General features: G+C 62.9%; 11 protein-coding genes. 7 read left to right on the top strand and 4 right to left on the bottom strand.

Annotation, left to right across the window (positions count from 1 at the left end; genetic code table 11):
• Positions 1-61: 61 nt before the first annotated feature.
• The 4 genes from RCCGE510_RS21585 to RCCGE510_RS21600 form a co-directional block, all read right to left on the bottom strand.
• Entirely contained in the window at positions 62-271 is a 210-nt protein-coding gene (locus RCCGE510_RS21585; protein WP_003545273.1) for a cold-shock protein, read from the bottom strand.
• 430 nt (positions 272-701) lie between these two features.
• Positions 702-2,918 carry a 3-hydroxyacyl-CoA dehydrogenase NAD-binding domain-containing protein gene (locus RCCGE510_RS21590; protein WP_007633513.1) on the bottom strand — a complete coding sequence of 739 codons (2,217 nt, stop codon included), beginning with the start codon at positions 2,916-2,918 and terminating at the stop codon, positions 702-704.
• 34 nt (positions 2,919-2,952) lie between these two features.
• A complete protein-coding gene (locus RCCGE510_RS21595; RefSeq protein ID WP_007633515.1) occupies positions 2,953-4,161 on the bottom strand; it encodes an acetyl-CoA C-acetyltransferase in 1,209 nt (402 codons plus the stop codon).
• Between the two features lie 100 nt (positions 4,162-4,261).
• A complete protein-coding gene (locus RCCGE510_RS21600) occupies positions 4,262-6,058 on the bottom strand; it encodes an acyl-CoA dehydrogenase C-terminal domain-containing protein (protein WP_007633517.1) in 1,797 nt (598 codons plus the stop codon).
• 341 nt (positions 6,059-6,399) lie between these two features.
• On the opposite strand from RCCGE510_RS21600, the gene RCCGE510_RS21605 reads away from it, so the two are divergent.
• The 7 genes from RCCGE510_RS21605 (at position 6,400) to RCCGE510_RS21635 (ending at position 15,726) form a co-directional block, all read left to right on the top strand.
• Positions 6,400-7,101 carry an SDR family NAD(P)-dependent oxidoreductase gene (locus RCCGE510_RS21605; protein ID WP_007633518.1) on the top strand — a complete coding sequence of 234 codons (702 nt, stop codon included), beginning with the start codon at positions 6,400-6,402 and terminating at the stop codon, positions 7,099-7,101.
• 99 nt (positions 7,102-7,200) lie between these two features.
• Positions 7,201-7,566, top strand: coding sequence for a VOC family protein (locus RCCGE510_RS21610; RefSeq protein ID WP_007633520.1), 366 nt, complete (start codon positions 7,201-7,203; stop codon positions 7,564-7,566).
• Positions 7,567-7,895: 329 nt separating this feature from the next.
• Entirely contained in the window at positions 7,896-11,678 is a 3,783-nt protein-coding gene (locus tag RCCGE510_RS21615; RefSeq protein WP_007633521.1) for an SEL1-like repeat protein, read from the top strand.
• Positions 11,679-12,166: 488 nt separating this feature from the next.
• The gene (locus RCCGE510_RS21620) at positions 12,167-13,090 is read left to right on the top strand and encodes a sulfite exporter TauE/SafE family protein (protein WP_007633522.1); all 924 of its coding nucleotides are present in this window, start codon (positions 12,167-12,169) and stop codon (positions 13,088-13,090) included.
• Positions 13,090-13,890, top strand: a complete 801-nt coding sequence (locus RCCGE510_RS21625; RefSeq protein WP_007633523.1) for a TIGR02186 family protein — start codon at positions 13,090-13,092, stop codon at positions 13,888-13,890. The genes RCCGE510_RS21620 and RCCGE510_RS21625 overlap by 1 nt, the downstream gene beginning before the upstream one ends.
• A gap of 186 nt (positions 13,891-14,076) precedes the next feature.
• Positions 14,077-14,634 (top strand): dihydrofolate reductase family protein, encoded by a 558-nt coding sequence (locus tag RCCGE510_RS21630; protein WP_007633524.1) that lies wholly within the window; start codon positions 14,077-14,079, stop codon positions 14,632-14,634.
• 105 nt (positions 14,635-14,739) lie between these two features.
• A complete protein-coding gene (locus RCCGE510_RS21635; protein WP_007633525.1) occupies positions 14,740-15,726 on the top strand; it encodes an alpha/beta fold hydrolase in 987 nt (328 codons plus the stop codon).
• Positions 15,727-15,731 lie beyond the last annotated feature (5 nt).

The raw sequence follows: 15,731 nt of genomic DNA on the forward strand, positions 1-15,731 counted from the left end.
ACGAACCGTGCCGGTACATCCGTGGTCACGATCCGGAGATGATATTTAGAGCCTTGAAGGCTTAGGCCGCCTGGAGGCGGTCAGCCGACATCTTGCCGGACTTGTTGTCGCGGACGAGCTCGTAAGACAGCTTCTGGCCATCCTTGAGATCGCGCATGCCGGCGCGTTCAACGGCCGAGATGTGGACGAAAACGTCGGCAGCGCCGTCATCCGGCTGAATGAAGCCGAAGCCCTTGGTTGCGTTGAACCACTTAACAGTACCTGTGCTCATGACGATATCCTTTTCGAATCGTTCATAGAAGATTGCAGCTCGAACAAATGCCGAGCGGCGATGAAAACCGATTTTGGAGGAAGTTCGCCAGGAACGACGCAAGCGCCGCTTCAAAGTTCATCTAGCAAGATCGATGCGTGAACGTTTAATCGGAAATTGTGTCCTTGGCAAGGCGGGCGCCGAGGGAAAGTCGAACCATCTCGGATGTCGTGCGGTGGTCGCCCCCCTCTGCCCTGCCCGGCATCTCCCCCACAGGTGGGGAGATTAGCAAGTTGCCGGCTCGCCGGACCTCTTCTGCGTTTTGCCGTGACGGACAAAATCGGGGGAAACCCTCGCGCCCAGCCAATCTCCCCACCTGTGGGGGAGATGCCCGGCAGGGCAGAGGGGGGCGCCGCGGCATGACGGCAAAGATGACCCTGTCTAAAACAGCTTACGCAGCCTCCCCGATCTTGGCATAGGGATCAAACCGCCCATAAAACGTCTCACCCTTGGCGGCCATTTCCTTCAGCAGCGGCGTCGACTTGAAATGATCCCCGTAAGCCGCAGCTAACTTTTCAGTCAACTCGACGAAGGCCTTCGTGCCCATCCCGTCGATATAGCTCAGTGCCCCGCCGGTATAGGGCGCGAAGCCGAAGCCGAGGATCGAGCCGACGTCGGCCTCGCGCGGGTCGGCGACGATGCCTTCCTCGACAGTGCGGGCGGCTTCGAGCGCGATGGTGACGAGGAAGCGTTGCTTCAGAACATTGATATCGACCTCATCCGCCTTCTTCTGCGGGTAGAGGCTCTTGAGCTCCGGCCAGAGCGACTTCTTCGCCGGTTTCGGCGGATAGTCGTAAAAACCCTTGGAATTCTTGCGGCCGAAGCGCCCCTCCTTTTCCACCATGCGGGAGATCAGCTGCATATGCCTGGGGTCGACGGCCTTCTCGCCGAGATCGGCGGCCGTCGCCTTGAGGATTTTCAGCGAAAGATCGATGGCGACTTCGTCGTTGAGTGCCAACGGACCCACAGGCATGCCGGCCATCTTGGCGGCATTCTCGATCATCGCGGGCGGCACGCCCTCGATCAGCATATCGTAGCTTTCCGACATGTAGCGCAGCACGCAGCGATTGACGAAGAAGCCGCGGGTGTCGTTGACGACGATCGGCGTCTTCTTGATCGCCCCGACATAATCGAGCGCGACGGCCAGTGCCCTGTCGCCGGTTTCCTTACCGAGGATGACCTCGGTCAGCATCATCTTTTCCACCGGCGAGAAGAAATGGATGCCGATGAAATCGGCCGGGCGCTTGGAATTCTTCGCCAGCCCTGTGATCGGCAGGGTCGAAGTATTGGAGGCGAAGATCGCGCCTTCCGGCAGCACGGCTTCCACAGCCTCGATCACCGATTTCTTCACCTCGCGATCCTCGAACACCGCCTCGATAACCAGATCGGCATTGGCGAGACCAGCATAATCGGCCGAGGGCGTGATGCAGGAGAGAAGGGCCGCGGCCTCGTCCTGGGTAAACCGCCCCTTACCGACGGAATCCTTGACCAGACCTTCGCAGACGGCTTTTCCCTTGGCAGCCGCCTCCATATCGCGATCGATCAGCGTCACCGGAATGCCGGCGGCGGCGGTGACATAGGCGATCGAGGCGCCCATGAAGCCGGCGCCGACGACGCCGACATGTTTCAGCTCGGTCTTCGGGTGACCGGCCGGACGGCGCGCACCCTTGCCGAGCTCCTGCATGGAGATGAACAGCGAACGGATCATCGAGAAGGCTTCGCGGGTCTGCACCACCTCGGTGAAATAACGCTGCTCGATCTTCAGGCCGGTGTCGAACGGCACCTGCAGGCCTTCATAGACGCATTTCAGGATGGCAAGCGCTGCCGGATAATTGCCCGATGTCTCGCGGCGCAGGATGGCCGGCGCTGCCGGCCAGAGCTGGGCTGAGGCCGGCGTCCAGATGCCACCGCCAGGCGCCTTGAAACCCTTCTCGTCCCAGGGGGCGACCGGCTTCAGGCCATCCTTGATCATCTGCTTGGCGGCGGGGATCAGTTGATCCGGCTCGACCACCTGATGCACCAGGTTCATCGCCTTGGCGCGGGAGCCGGTAAGCGACTGGCCTGTCGTCATCATCTGCAGCGCATCCTGGGCGTTCGCCAGCCGCGGCACACGCTGGGTGCCGCCGGCGCCGGGGAAGATGCCGACCTTCACCTCAGGCAGCGCGATCTTGACGCTCTTGGCATTGGAGACGACGCGGCCGTGGCAGGCGAGCGACATTTCGAAGGCGCCGCCCATGCAGGTGCCGTTGATGGCGGAAACCCAGGGCTTGCCCGATGTTTCGAGCTTGCGGAACAGGCCGGTCATGCTGCCGACCATGTCGAAGAGTTTCTGCACGGCCGTTTGCGGGGTCTTTTCCTTCTCATCCTGGTAGAAAGTGAAGGTCGACTTGACCATCGACAGATCGGCGCCGCCGGAGAAGGAGGACTTGCCCGAGGTGATGACGACACCCTTGACGGCGGCATCGGCCACCGTGGCGTCGATGATGGCGTCGAGTTCGGCCATCACTTCGGCGGTGAAGACGTTCATCGATTTGCCGGGCATGTCCCAGGTGACGAGAGCAATGCCGTCGGCGTCGGTTTCGAGCGTGAAATTGGTGTAGGTGCTCATTTTGGGAATTCCTCTCCCTGAATTCTCTTGCGGATCAAACGCGTTCGATAACCGTCGCCGTGCCCATGCCGGCGCCGATGCAGAGCGTCACCAGCGCGGTGTTCAAGTCGCGGCGTTCGAGCTCGTCGAGCACCGTGCCGAGGATCATCGCGCCGGTGGCGCCGAGCGGATGGCCCATGGCGATGGCGCCGCCATTGACGTTGATCCTGTCATGGTCGATGCCGAAGGCCTGCATATAGCGCAGCACCACGGCGGCAAAGGCCTCGTTGAGCTCGAAGAGGTCGATGTCGGCAAGGCGCATACCGGTCCGTTTCAGCAGCTTCTCGGTGACATCGACAGGTCCGGTCAGCATCAGCGCCGGATCGGAGCCGATATTGGCGAAGGCTTTGATGCGGGCGCGCGGCTTTATGCCCATGCTCTGACCGCCGGCCTTGGAGCCGAGCAGGACGACGCTGGCGCCATCGACGATGCCGGAGGAATTGCCGGCATGATGGACATAGTTGATGCGCTCGATCTCCGGATGGGCCTGGATGCCGACGGCCTCGAAGCCGCCCATCTCGCCGGGCATCTGGAATGAAGGATTGAGGGAGGCCAGCGCCTGCATGTCGGTGCCTGGGCGCATGTGTTCGTCCCTATCAAGGATCGTCAGGCCGTTCTGGTCCTTGACCGGGATGACAGACTTGTCGAACCAGCCCTGTTCCCAGGCGTGAGCGGCACGCTTCTGGCTTTCGACCGCGTAAGCGTCGACATCGGTCCTGTTGAACCCGTATTTGGTGGCGATCAGATCGGCCGAGACGCCCTGCGGCATGAAAAAAGCCGGGAAATTCACCGAGGGGTCCATGAACCAGGCGCCGCCCGACATGCCGAGGCCGACGCGGGACATGCTTTCGACGCCGCCGGCAATGACGATGTCGTCGGCCCCTTGGGCAATCTTGCCGGCGCCGAAATTGACGGCATCGAGGCCGGAGGCGCAGAAGCGGGAGATCTGCATGCCGGGCGCCCTGTTGGAGTAACCGGCTTCGAAGGCAGCGGCCTTGGGGATGACGGCTCCGGCATCCATGACCGGATCGACGCAGCCCATGATGATGTCGTCGACCGTTTGCGTATCCAGCCCGTTGCGGTCGCGGATCGCTTCCAGGGTCTTTGCCGCCAGGCGGACGGAGGGCACCTCATGCAGGGCGCCGTCCTTCTTGCCGCGGCCACGCGGCGTGCGCACGTGGTCGTAAATGAAAACCTCGGTCATTGTCTCGTCTCCCTGGCGGCAATCTATCTTGCCTTGAATCTTGGAAGGAGGAGAGAAGACCCCTCCCCAGCCCTCCCCACAAGGGGGAGGGAGAAATGGCTCAAAACGCTTCGGCGGCCAGTTCCATCATCGTGTCGGCACCGGTTTCGATGCGGGCCTTGCGCAGCACGGTTTCCGGCATGATCCGTTCCATGAAAAAGCGGGCGGTCACCAGCTTGTTCTTCAAGTAATCCTCTCGGGTCCCATCGCCGGATGCAAGGCCGTCCTCGGCGGCTTTCGCCATCTTCGCCCACATATAGCCGAGGACGACGAGGCCGAAGAGGTGCATGTAATCGGTCGAGCCGGCGCCGGCATTGTCGGGCTTGGCCATGGCGTTCTGCATGAACCACATGGTCGCGCCCTGGACGTCGTTCAAGCCCTTCTTCAGATGCTTGGTGAAGAAGGAGAGCTTTTCATTGCCGCGGTTCTCCTCGCAGAAATCGCCGATCTCCTTGAACAGCGCCGTGGCGGCGCGGCCGCCGTTCAGGCCGAGCTTGCGGCCGACCAGATCGAGCGCCTGAATGCCGTTGGCGCCTTCATAGATCATGGCGATGCGGGCATCGCGCACATACTGGCTCATGCCGTGTTCTTCGATATAGCCGTGGCCGCCGAAGACCTGCTGGGCCATGACCGCATGATCGAAGCCCTTGTCGGTCATCACGCCCTTGAGGATCGGGGTGACGAGGCCGAGAATATCGTCGGCCGTCTGGCGCTCCTTCTCGTCGGTGGCACGGTGGGCGATATCGGATTTGAGGGCGGTCCACAGCAGGAAGGCCCGGCCGCCCTCGTTGAAAGCGCGGATGGTCATCAGCGTGCGGCGAATATCGGGATGGACGATGATCGGATCGGCCTTCTTGTCAGGCGCCTTGGGGCCGGACAGCGAGCGGCCCTGGATACGGTCGCGGGCGTAATTGGCGGCGTTCTGATAGGCGATCTCGGAAACGGCGATGCCCTGCAGGCCGACCATCAGACGGGCCTCGTTCATCATCACGAACATGGCGTTGAGACCGCGATTTTCGGCACCGATCAGGAAGCCGGTCGCTTCGTCGTAATTCATGACGCAGGTGGCGTTGGCGTGAATGCCCATCTTGTGCTCGATCGCACCGCAGGAGACAGTGTTGCGGGCGCCGAGGGCGCCGTCCTTGCCGACGAGGAATTTCGGAACGATGAACAGCGAGATGCCCTTGGTGCCCTCGGGCGCACCCTCGATGCGCGCGAGCACCAGGTGGACGATATTGTCGGCGAGATCGTGCTCACCGGCGGAGATGAAGATCTTCTGGCCGGAGATCCTGTAGCTGCCGTCAGCTTGCGGCACTGCCTTGGTGCGCAACATGCCGAGATCGGTGCCGCAATGCGGCTCGGTGAGGTTCATGGTGCCGGACCACGTGCCGTCCACCATCTTCGGCAGGTATGTCGCCTTCTGCTCGTCGGAGCCGTGGACGAGGAGCGCGGCGATCGCGCCCTGCGTCAGCCCCGGATACATCATCAGCGACATGTTGGCGGCGGAGGTATATTCGCCGACGGCGGTATGCAGCGTATAGGGAAGCCCCTGCCCGCCGAATTCCTCCGGCACGGCAAGGCCGATCCATCCGCCGTCGCGATAGGCCTTGTAAGCCTCTTTAAAACCCTTCGGCGTCGAGACGCTGGCATCGTCGTGACGGGTGCAGCCTTCCTGATCGCCGGAATAATTCACTGGGAAGAGAGCCTCCTCGGCAACCTTCGCCGCCTCACTGAGGATCGCCTCGATCATATCCGGCGTCGCGTCGGCAAAACCGAGAAGATTGTTGTAGCGTTCCAGGCCCAGCACATCGTTCAGGATGAAGAGCGTATCGTTTACCGGGGCCTTGTAGACTGGCATCTTAAGAATTCCTCCCATTCGGCTGACTGGATCGCGCCGGCCTCGGGCACCGTCTTACAAAATATTGACGTTTGCGTAAACGTCAAATTTTGTGGGTGTGCGGCTTTCGTGAAAAAATTCGAGGGCGGAAACCACGAGCCGTGAAGCGCCAGGCGGAGGAGACGTCATCTCGTCTTCCTTGTCCATCGGAAACGGTATTGTGGCAAGACTTCGGGAGAGCCACCAGCATGATCGGTTTCGAGCTGATAAGACAGCCTACCGAGGAACGAATGTCTGCTGGGCGGTAGCGCAGAGCGTTTAGACTTCCTACGTCTTCCAGACGATCCATCGAGGAAGATATCATGACCGACTTTCCCTATGAGAGCGCGCTGATCGTTGGCGCTGGCTCCGGCATCAGTGCATCGCTCGCCCGGCAATTGTCGGCGCTCGGCGTCAAGGTCGGGCTCGCCGCCCGCAATATCGAGAAGCTGCAGGGGCTCATCGAGGAGACCGGCGCCAGCGCCTTTACCGCCGATGTCTCGGAGCCCGAGAGCGTCGCGGCGCTGTTCGAAGAGGCCGCCAGCACGATCGGCGGACCTGACGTGGTGATCTTCAATGCCAGCGCCCGCCTGCGCGGGCCGCTGGCCGAACTCGATCCCGCCGATGTCGAAAAGGCGATCGCCACCACCGCTTTCGGCGGTTTTCTGGCGGTGCAGCAGGCGGCGCGGCGGATGATACCGCGTGGCCGTGGCGCCATCCTGATCACCGGCGCCTCGGCAAGCGTGAAGGGCTTTGCGCAATCGGCCCCCTTCGCGATGGGCAAATTCGCGCTGCGCGGCCTTGCCCAGAGTGCGGCCCGTGAACTCGGGCCGATGGGCATCCATGTCGCGCATTTCGTCATCGATGGCGCGGTGCGCTCGCAAATGCGGCCGGACCGGGCGGAGAAGCCGGATGGCACGCTCGCGCCGGACGCGATCGCACAGACCTATATCGACGTGCTTCGCCAGCACCGCAGCGCATGGTCGCTGGAGGTCGAAGTCCGGCCCTGGACGGAGAATTTCTGAGCTGCCGCCGACGGCCGCGATGCTGCCGGGAGAAGGCAGCTTTCGCGGCGGCGACGAACAGACTATGTTTCGTTGCCGGAGCTGAGGGGGAAGACATCGATGCCGCGCCTGGACCATGTGACGATCGATACCCGCGATGCTCCTCGTATGATCGGCTTCCTCAACGCCGTACTCGGCGTCGAGGAAGGCTATCGGCCACCGTTCGACTCGCCCGGCCACTGGCTCTATCTGGACGAACGCCCGGTCATCCATCTCAGCCTGACATCGCGCAGCACCGACTTTCCGTCCGGCATCTTCAACCATGTCGCCTTCAGCCTTTATGAATTCGCCCCGGCGCTGGAGCGCATCAAGGCGAGCGGCTATCGCTACGAGTATTACGATATTCCCGACACCGATCTCGGCCAGGTCTTCGTCTATGGCCCCGAAGGCGTGAAGATCGAGCTGCAATATAAGCGGCCGACCTAGGCGCTCCACCGCCATTCGATGTGACGAATTCAGGGGCAATTGCCGCCTAAAACGGCGTTTGGAACACAAACGTTAAAAAATTCTCATCGACATTAACGGCTTGTTTACCACGTTTCGTGAAAGGTGCGGATTGAGCAGTAGCAATCCGCATTTCTTTTCCCAGTCTCGCGTTTCTAAGGATGCCGCTACATCGTCCAGCTTGAGGAAAGTCTAATTGACTAACCTCTTATGAATGATGCGCTCCGGTCCGCGTGAAGACGCTGGCCACAGACGGAAAAGCCAAGGATCGAGCTCTGACGAGGGGTCGAGCAGTCGAAGCGAGCAAGAAGATGAACGGATCGCGATCAAATCCTTCCCGACAGTCCGACAGGACCTCGCTCGATGCGCTGAACCGCACGATCGAAGGGCTGGAGGCACGCATCGAAGGGCTGATGGGCAGTGGGCGCGAACAGCGGCCGCGCACGGCAACAGCCGAGCGCGAACCCTACCCAGCCTCCAATGCTCCGCGCCCCGCAAGGGCGCCGCTCGAGCCGCGGCCGGATCCGCTTTCCGAAATCCGCCAGCGCCAGCGCGCGCTTGAAGCGGGCCGCGAGCGACCCTACACACGCGAGCCGGCCCCGCAGGTGCGCGAACCCGCGCCGCGCGCCGCCGCACCACAACCGGCACCCGCCTTCCGTGCGGGCGACGACACGATGACCGAGATCGCCCAGGCGCTCGTCAATCTCAGGCATGACCTGAAGCGCGATATTTCGGAGGGCGTCACCCGCGAGATGAACGCGCTGCGCGCCGAGCTGCGCGAGATCAAGGCAAATGCCGGCGATGGCGGTTTCGCCGACGATATGCGCGCCGATATGGGCCGGCTTGCCCAGAGCATCACCCAGCTGACCGGCCGCTCGAGCGGCCCGGAGGCCACCGGCCTGCGCGAGGATTTCGAGGAGCTGCGCTCGCTGATGGACGGGCTGGCGCGCGAGGATTCGCTGCGCCATATGGAAAACCGCTGGGACGGCTTCGAAAGCCGGCTTGCGGCGCTCGATACCGAGGGTCTGCAGGAAGAGCTGGTTTCGCTCGCCTACCGGCTCGACGACATCAAGCGTCATATCGGCGGCATGGGCGAAAGCCCGGCGGTCCGGGCGCTTGAGGACAAGCTGATCGCCATCGCCACGGCGATGGAGCAGTTCGGCAACATGATCCAGCCGCACGACCGGGTCATGTCGGAACAGTTCGCAGCCATGGACACGCGGCTTGACGAGATCAGCCGGGCAATCGCAGCAAGTGGGCGCGCGGCTGCCGCCAACGATCCGGCGCTGATGCAGCGGCTGGAAGGCCGGCTTTCGGCGCTGGCCGATCAGATCGACCTGATGAGCCATGATGCGGCCAACCGCGTGAACCCGGCCGACGAGCTGGCGATGCGGCTGGAGGCGCTGACGGGACGCGTCGAGGAACTGACGAAGGTGGAAGCGACGTCACGGCTCGACGAACGGCTGGAACATCTTTCCTATCTGCTGGAGCGGACGCAGGCGACGGCGCAGCCCGACCTCACCGGCACGCTTTCCGACATTTCCCGCAAGATCGACGCGCTTGAGAACGGCGCGGTCAACGACGTGCTGGCGCAGCGGCTCGACGGTCTCGCCCGGCGCATCGACGAGATGGCGGACCTGCAACCCACGGCGGTCGCCGCGGTCGACGACGGCGCCTTCCGGCGTCTCGAAGGGCGGCTCAGCGACATCGCCGCCCGGCTGGAAGAGAGCACATCGGCAGCGCCGACCGATCCACGTGCGCTGAAGAACTTGGAAGACCAGATCGCCAATCTTTCGGCACTGATGAACACGCCGCGCGAAAGCGCCGTGATCCCCGCCGAATTCGACCGGCGGATGGGCGCGATCGAAGACTATATGGCGACGAGCGACGAATATATCATCGAGGCGGCACGCCAGGCGGCGGAGGCCGTCATCGATGCCTATTCGCGCAACGGCGGTCCGCAGGGCGCCGTGCCCGCCGCCGACATGTCGGCGCTGACGGCGCTGGCCGAGGATCTGCGCCACCTCGAGGATATCAGCCGCGACAGCGAGGAGCGCACGCACAAGACCTTCAAGGCGCTGCACGAGACACTGGTGCATATTGCCGACCGTCTCGACGGCATGGAAGAGCGTGGCGGGCGGGTGAATGCCCAGATGCCGGTGGCCGACGTCGATTTCGATGTCGATCCCTACGCGCTGATGGTGGCCGAGGCCGAGATGGACAGGACGCCGGCGGCTGTCCTGGCAGCGAAGGCCTCTCCCGTCATCCGCACGGCCGAGGTTGCAGCCGAACCTGCCGCCCCGGCGCAAGCCGATGCCATGAGCGGAACCAGCGCGATCGCCATCGAAGCCGCGACCAGGACGCCGGAGGCTGCGACGCACGCGCCGACCAAGGCCAGCCTGCTCGCCAGCCTCGGCAAGCGGCTGCTGCCCGGCAAGAAAACCGAGAGCCGGGCACCCGAACGCCCGATGATCGACCCCGCGCCGTCGATCGATCCGACCGACGTGGTGCCGACGGATGCGGCAAACGAACTGCTCGAGCCGGGCTCGGGCGCACCCGACGTGAAGAAGATCCTTGAACGCGTCCGCGCCAGCCAGAGTGCTGCACGCGGCAAACCTGCCGCCGAAACCGATCGCGCCGATTATATCGCCGCCGCGCGCCGTGCGGCGCAGGCAGCCGCGATGGAAGTGGACGCCAATCCGAAACAGGCAGCCGTCAAGGCCGAGAAGAAGGGCGCAAGCGTCGACAAGGCCGGCAAGACCGATAGGTCTGACAAGACGGGCAAGACCAGTGCCTTTTCGCGCTACCGCCGGCCGATCCTGCTCGCGGTCGGCGCCGTTCTGCTGGCGATCATGGCCTTTCCGCTTGCCCGGACGCTGACGAGCGGCGAGAGCGCCCCGCAGGCGCCTGCCGAGGTCTCGGCGCTGACCGGCGCGACGGAGAACCCGCCGCTGGCCTTGCCTGAGGCAACACCCGCCCAGCCGGACACCGGCGCGGCCGAAACGACCGCTCCCACAGCGCACACGACGCCGCTTGCCGCCGAAAAGACTGAGCCGGAAGCAACCCCGCCGGTTGCCGGCGAACATCTGACCGACGCCGCCCCGCTCGACGGCGAAGGGGCCGCGACATTTGCGCCTGCCGCCCCATCCGGCGCGGCACAGGAGACATCGGGCTTCGTTGCGAACACGCCGGCGGCGGCATCCGCACCGCAGTCCGCCATCACCATTCCCGATACCGTCCAGCCGAAATCGCTTGCCGATGCGGCGCGCAGCGGCGATGTGCTGGCGCTGTTTGAGATCGGCGCGCGTTACTCGGACGGCCGCAACGGCATCACCGTCGATCAGAAACAGGCTGCAGGCTGGTACCAGCTTTCGGCCGACAAGGGCTTTGCGCCGGCGCAGTACCGGCTCGGCAGCATGTACGAGAAGGGCAATGGCGTCGAACGCGACATCACCAAGGCCAAGGGCTTCTACGAGCAGGCGGCAAGTCAGGGCAATGCCAGCGCCATGCACAATCTCGCCGTGCTCTACGCTTCCGGCGCGCTTGGCCAGCAGGACTATGCCACGGCCGCCTCATGGTTCACCAAGGCCGCCAACCTCGGCATCACCGACAGCCAGTTCAACCTGGCGATCCTTTGCGCCCGTGGCAATGGGGTTCCGGCGGATCTCGAAGAATCCTACAAATGGTTTTCGATCGCCGCCAAGGCGGGCGACAAGGACGCGGCACAGAAACGCGACGAAGTGGCCAAAGCCATGAAGCCGGACCAACTGGAGCGGGCACGCGCCAAGGCCGATCTCTGGAAGCCGGAGCCGGTCGATCACCGCACCAACACCATCGACATTCCCGACGAATGGGCCGGCACCGGCCTCAAGACGGCGACCGTCGATATGAAGAAGGCGATCCGCAATATCCAGGCGATCCTCAACAATAACGGGTTCGACGCCGGCTCACCGGATGGCGAAATGGGCGCAAAGACCGTGACCGCGATCAAAAGCTTCCAGAAGTCGGTCGGCCAGGAGCCGGACGGCAAGGTGACCGACGCGACCGTCAAGGCACTGCTCGAACGCAACAAGCAGGGCAGCAAGGCGATCTGAGGCATGCCGCATCGATGCGGGAGGCACCGAGCCGCCCCTCATCCGCCTGCCGGCACCTTCTCCCCGTAAACGGGGCGAAGGAGATATGCCGCGCCCTCTTCGTCTCCACCAACCTTTCGTGGGCACGTCCCCTCGCCCCGTTTGCGGGGAGAGGGTTAGGGTGAGGGGCGGCCTAACCATCGGCGCTAACCGGACAGCGAGCCAAGCATGGCGAAAGACTCGGCCGGACTTTGTCAGCAATCCGAGCTTGGCGGCACTATGCCGCAAGGCTTTCTCCACTTTTTACCCCCACCTGTCACGCAATCTGAAAAAAGCCGGATTATGCGGGACAGATCGATCGACGCACCTGCCGAATCGTCCGCTTTCAATCTTCATCGCCACAAGGGCTGATCGAAAGCCTCTGGCAACGATTTCACAGTATGGTGCGCATTCGAACGGGGTCGTGACAGAACCCGCCCGGCAGGGGCGGTCATCATTCGGGGTCGGCTGTGACAATCTATCTGCCCATCGCAGAATTGTCGGTGAACATCTTCATCATTCTCGGCATGGGGGCGGCCGTCGGATTCCTGTCTGGAATGTTCGGCGTTGGTGGCGGCTTTCTGATCACGCCGCTGCTGATCTTCTACAACATCCCCCCGATCGTTGCGGTCGCAACCGGCGCCAACCAGGTGGTGGCGTCGTCGATCTCAGGCGCGATCACGCATTTTCGGCGCGGCACGCTCGACGTCAAGCTCGGCACTGTGCTTTTGATCGGCGGCCTCTCGGGGGCGACGGTCGGCATCTGGATCTTCTCGCTGCTGCGCGCCATCGGCCAGCTCGATCTGATCATTTCGCTGATGTATGTCATCTTCCTCGGCACGGTCGGCGGACTGATGCTGCTCGAAAGCATCAATGCCATGCGGCGGGCGGCGCGCAACGAGCTGCCGGCGCCACGCAAGCCCGGCCACCAGCACTGGGTGCACAGACTGCCGCTGAAGGTGCGCTTCAAGAAATCCAAAGTTTTTCTGAGCGTCATTCCGATCGTTGCGCTCGGCTTTGCGATCGGCATCCTCACCTCGATCATGGGTGTCGGCGGCGGCTTCATCATGGTGCCGGCAATGATCTATCTGTTGCGCATCCCGACCAATGTCGTTGTCGGCACCTCGTTGTTCCAGATCATTTTCGTGACCGCCTATACGACGATCGTGCAAGCGGCGACGAACTTTTCCGTCGATATCGTGCTTGCCTTCATCCTGATGGTCGCAGGTGTTATCGGCGCGCAATACGGCGTGCGCGTCGGCCAGAAGCTGCGCGGCGAGCAGTTGCGCGCCCTGCTCGGCTTGCTGGTGCTCGCCGTCGGCGTGCGTCTGGCGATCGCGCTGGTGGTGACGCCGGCCGACATTTATTCGGTGGTGATGGGAGCGGGCAACTGATGCGTCTGCTTGCCGCCGCCATCGCGCTTCTTTGTCTGCTGCCGGCGGCTGCCGTAGCACAATGGCTGCCTGGGCAGGCAACCGAAGCGGTGCGTGAAGGGCTAGAAATCGGCACGTCGACCAGCGAAATCGCCATCACTTCGGATTTCCACGGCGCCGACCTGACGATCTTCGGGGCGCTGTCGAACACCGACCAGCTGCTGCTCGCCATCGGCCAATATGATGTGGTCGTGGTGTTGGAGGGCCCGCGCCAGGATGCGACGGTGCGCAAGAAGGAGCGCGTCTTCGGCATCTGGGTGAATACACGCTCGATGACCTTCGAGGCGGTGCCGCACTCCTATTCCATGTCGAGTTCGCGGATGATCGACGACCTGACGACGCCGCTCGAACTGACCGATCAGGGGATCGGCATCGATCACATTCCGCTGACGCCGGTCGGCTTTGTCGGCGATGGCAGCAATCTCAGCGAATTCCGCGATGCCTTCCGGCGGCTGCAGCAGGGCGGCGGGTTCTACGACCGCAACCCGAGCGGCGTGCGCTTCGTTTCCTCCAATCTCTTCAAGGCGAGCCTGCGCCTGCCGGCAAACATTCCGAACGGCGTCCACACGGTGCGCGCCTATCTGTTCAAGAGCGGCAATCTTATCACCCAGCAATCGCTGCCGCTGCGTGTCATCAAGACCGGCATCGAGCAGACGATCACCGACGCCGCGCATGGCCAGCCGATCCTCTACGGCTTCGCGTCCGTGGCTCTCGCGGTCATCACCGGTTGGGGCGCCAGCCTGATCTTCCGCAAGGACTGATCCGCCGCAAGGCGCTGCTTACGCGAATTTCTTAAGGGTGATCGGGCAAGCCAACGCTTCATGCCGGCGCAGCCATTCTCCATCTATCCCGACAAGCCGCTTGCATTTTGCTATCGGTTGCCCTAGTTTCAAACCGGTTGCGATAAGCAACTTGTTTTGCGGCCGGCAGACCGGAAGGAGGATGGAATGAGAAAGCTCGTCGTCTGGAACCTGATGACCCTCGACGGTTATTTCGAAGGCACGAAGCCGTGGGATATCGACTTTCATAATCTCGCCTGGGGACCCGAGCTGCAGCGTTTGGCCGAGCAATTCGGCGAAGAAGGCGATCTGCTGGTCTTTGGCCGCAAGACCTATGAGGGCATGGCCTCTTACTGGCCGACCGCCGAAAGCGAAGACAAGATCAAGGCCTATATGAACGGCATCGCCAAGATCGCCGTGTCGCGGACGATGACCGAGCCCGGCTGGAACAATGCCCGCGTCGTCAGCGATCCGATCGCCGAATTGACAAGGCTGAAGCAAGAGGACGGCAAGACGATCTTCATCTTCGGCAGTGCCGCGCTTGCCGACAGCCTGCTGAAAGCCGGCCTTATCGATGAAGTCAGGATTTGCGTCGTGCCGGTCATTCTCGGCGGTGGCAACCCGCTTTTCAAGCCCGCAGGGGAGCAACTGCCGCTGAAACTCATCCAATCCTCGACGACGGAAAGCGGCGCGGTAATCCTGCGCTACGCGCCCGTCAAAGCGTAGCGGGTTAGACTATCTGATGACGCCAATGGCCCAATCTATGGCCGCCTTCGGCTTTTCCTGCTGAAATCCCGCCTCTATCATCGTCCCCGAACAGGGAGACGGAGCATGGCAGAAGGCACGGACCTGCCGTTTGCGGAAGAACAAGATGAACGGCCGGCAGCAGGTGCACCGGTGGAGATCCGATGCAGCGACGGCGTGATGCTCGGCGGCCATCTCTGGACCTCGGGCGCAGCGAAGGCTCGCGCCAGCGTCATCGTCAATCCGGCGACCGGCGTGCTTGCGCGTTATTATCATCGTTACGCCCATTTTCTCGCCGCTCACGGTTTCGACGTCCTGACCTATGACTACCGCGGCATCGGGCTTTCACGGCCGGCGCGGCTCCGCGGCTGCGGTTATCGCTGGCGGGAATGGGGCGAACAGGATTTCGACGCGGCGCTGCGCTTCATGGACGGACGGGCAGACCAGCCGCTTTATGTCGTCGGCCACAGCATCGGCGGTTTTCTGCCGGGCCTCTCGAAACATGGCGGGCGGATCGACCGCATGCTGACGATGGGCGCTCAATATGCCTATTGGCGCGACTATGCGCCGGCGCGCCGGATGCGGCTGCTGATGAAATGGCACGTTGCCATGCCGGTGCTGACGGCGCTCTTCGGTTATTTTCCCGGCAAGCGGCTCGGGTGGCTCGAGGATCTGCCGGCCGGCGTCGCCCATGAATGGAGCTTTCGCCGGGCGCGCATGGAGATGAGCCACCCTGTCGCCGAGCGGGACGAGGTGCTCAAGCGTTTTGCTGCCGTGACCGCACCTATCCTGGCCGTCGCCATGTCGGACGACGAACTCGGAACCGTGCCGGCGATCCGCCGGACGCTTGCCTATTACCGCAATGCCGAGATCGGCGAAGTGCTGTTGCAGCCCGCCGATTTCGGCTTCGAGGCGATCGGCCATTTCGGCCTGTTCCATGCACGCCATTCCGAGGGCTTCTGGCGCGACAGCGTCCTCTGGCTGCGCGACGGCATCCATCCCTGGCCGGCGCAGGCAGCTATCCAGAAAACTTCGTATTCGACTAAAAACCGGTCCTTAACATTTACGAGTTAGTAATC

Source organism: Rhizobium sp. CCGE 510 (assembly GCF_000292525.1).
Classification (GTDB): Bacteria; Pseudomonadota; Alphaproteobacteria; order Rhizobiales; family Rhizobiaceae; genus Rhizobium.

What these genes read in the sequence shown, in the direction of transcription:
- RCCGE510_RS21585 (WP_003545273.1), bottom strand. Translation starts at nt 271, where the DNA reads ATGAGCACAGGTACTGTTAAGTGGTTCAACGCAACCAAGGGCTTCGGC.
- RCCGE510_RS21590 (WP_007633513.1), bottom strand. Translation starts at nt 2,918, where the DNA reads ATGAGCACCTACACCAATTTCACGCTCGAAACCGACGCCGACGGCATT.
- RCCGE510_RS21595 (WP_007633515.1), bottom strand. Translation starts at nt 4,161, where the DNA reads ATGACCGAGGTTTTCATTTACGACCACGTGCGCACGCCGCGTGGCCGC.
- RCCGE510_RS21600 (WP_007633517.1), bottom strand. Translation starts at nt 6,058, where the DNA reads ATGCCAGTCTACAAGGCCCCGGTAAACGATACGCTCTTCATCCTGAAC.
- RCCGE510_RS21605 (WP_007633518.1), top strand. Translation starts at nt 6,400, where the DNA reads ATGACCGACTTTCCCTATGAGAGCGCGCTGATCGTTGGCGCTGGCTCC.
- RCCGE510_RS21610 (WP_007633520.1), top strand. Translation starts at nt 7,201, where the DNA reads ATGCCGCGCCTGGACCATGTGACGATCGATACCCGCGATGCTCCTCGT.
- RCCGE510_RS21615 (WP_007633521.1), top strand. Translation starts at nt 7,896, where the DNA reads ATGAACGGATCGCGATCAAATCCTTCCCGACAGTCCGACAGGACCTCG.
- RCCGE510_RS21625 (WP_007633523.1), top strand. Translation starts at nt 13,090, where the DNA reads ATGCGTCTGCTTGCCGCCGCCATCGCGCTTCTTTGTCTGCTGCCGGCG.
- RCCGE510_RS21630 (WP_007633524.1), top strand. Translation starts at nt 14,077, where the DNA reads ATGAGAAAGCTCGTCGTCTGGAACCTGATGACCCTCGACGGTTATTTC.
- RCCGE510_RS21635 (WP_007633525.1), top strand. Translation starts at nt 14,740, where the DNA reads ATGGCAGAAGGCACGGACCTGCCGTTTGCGGAAGAACAAGATGAACGG.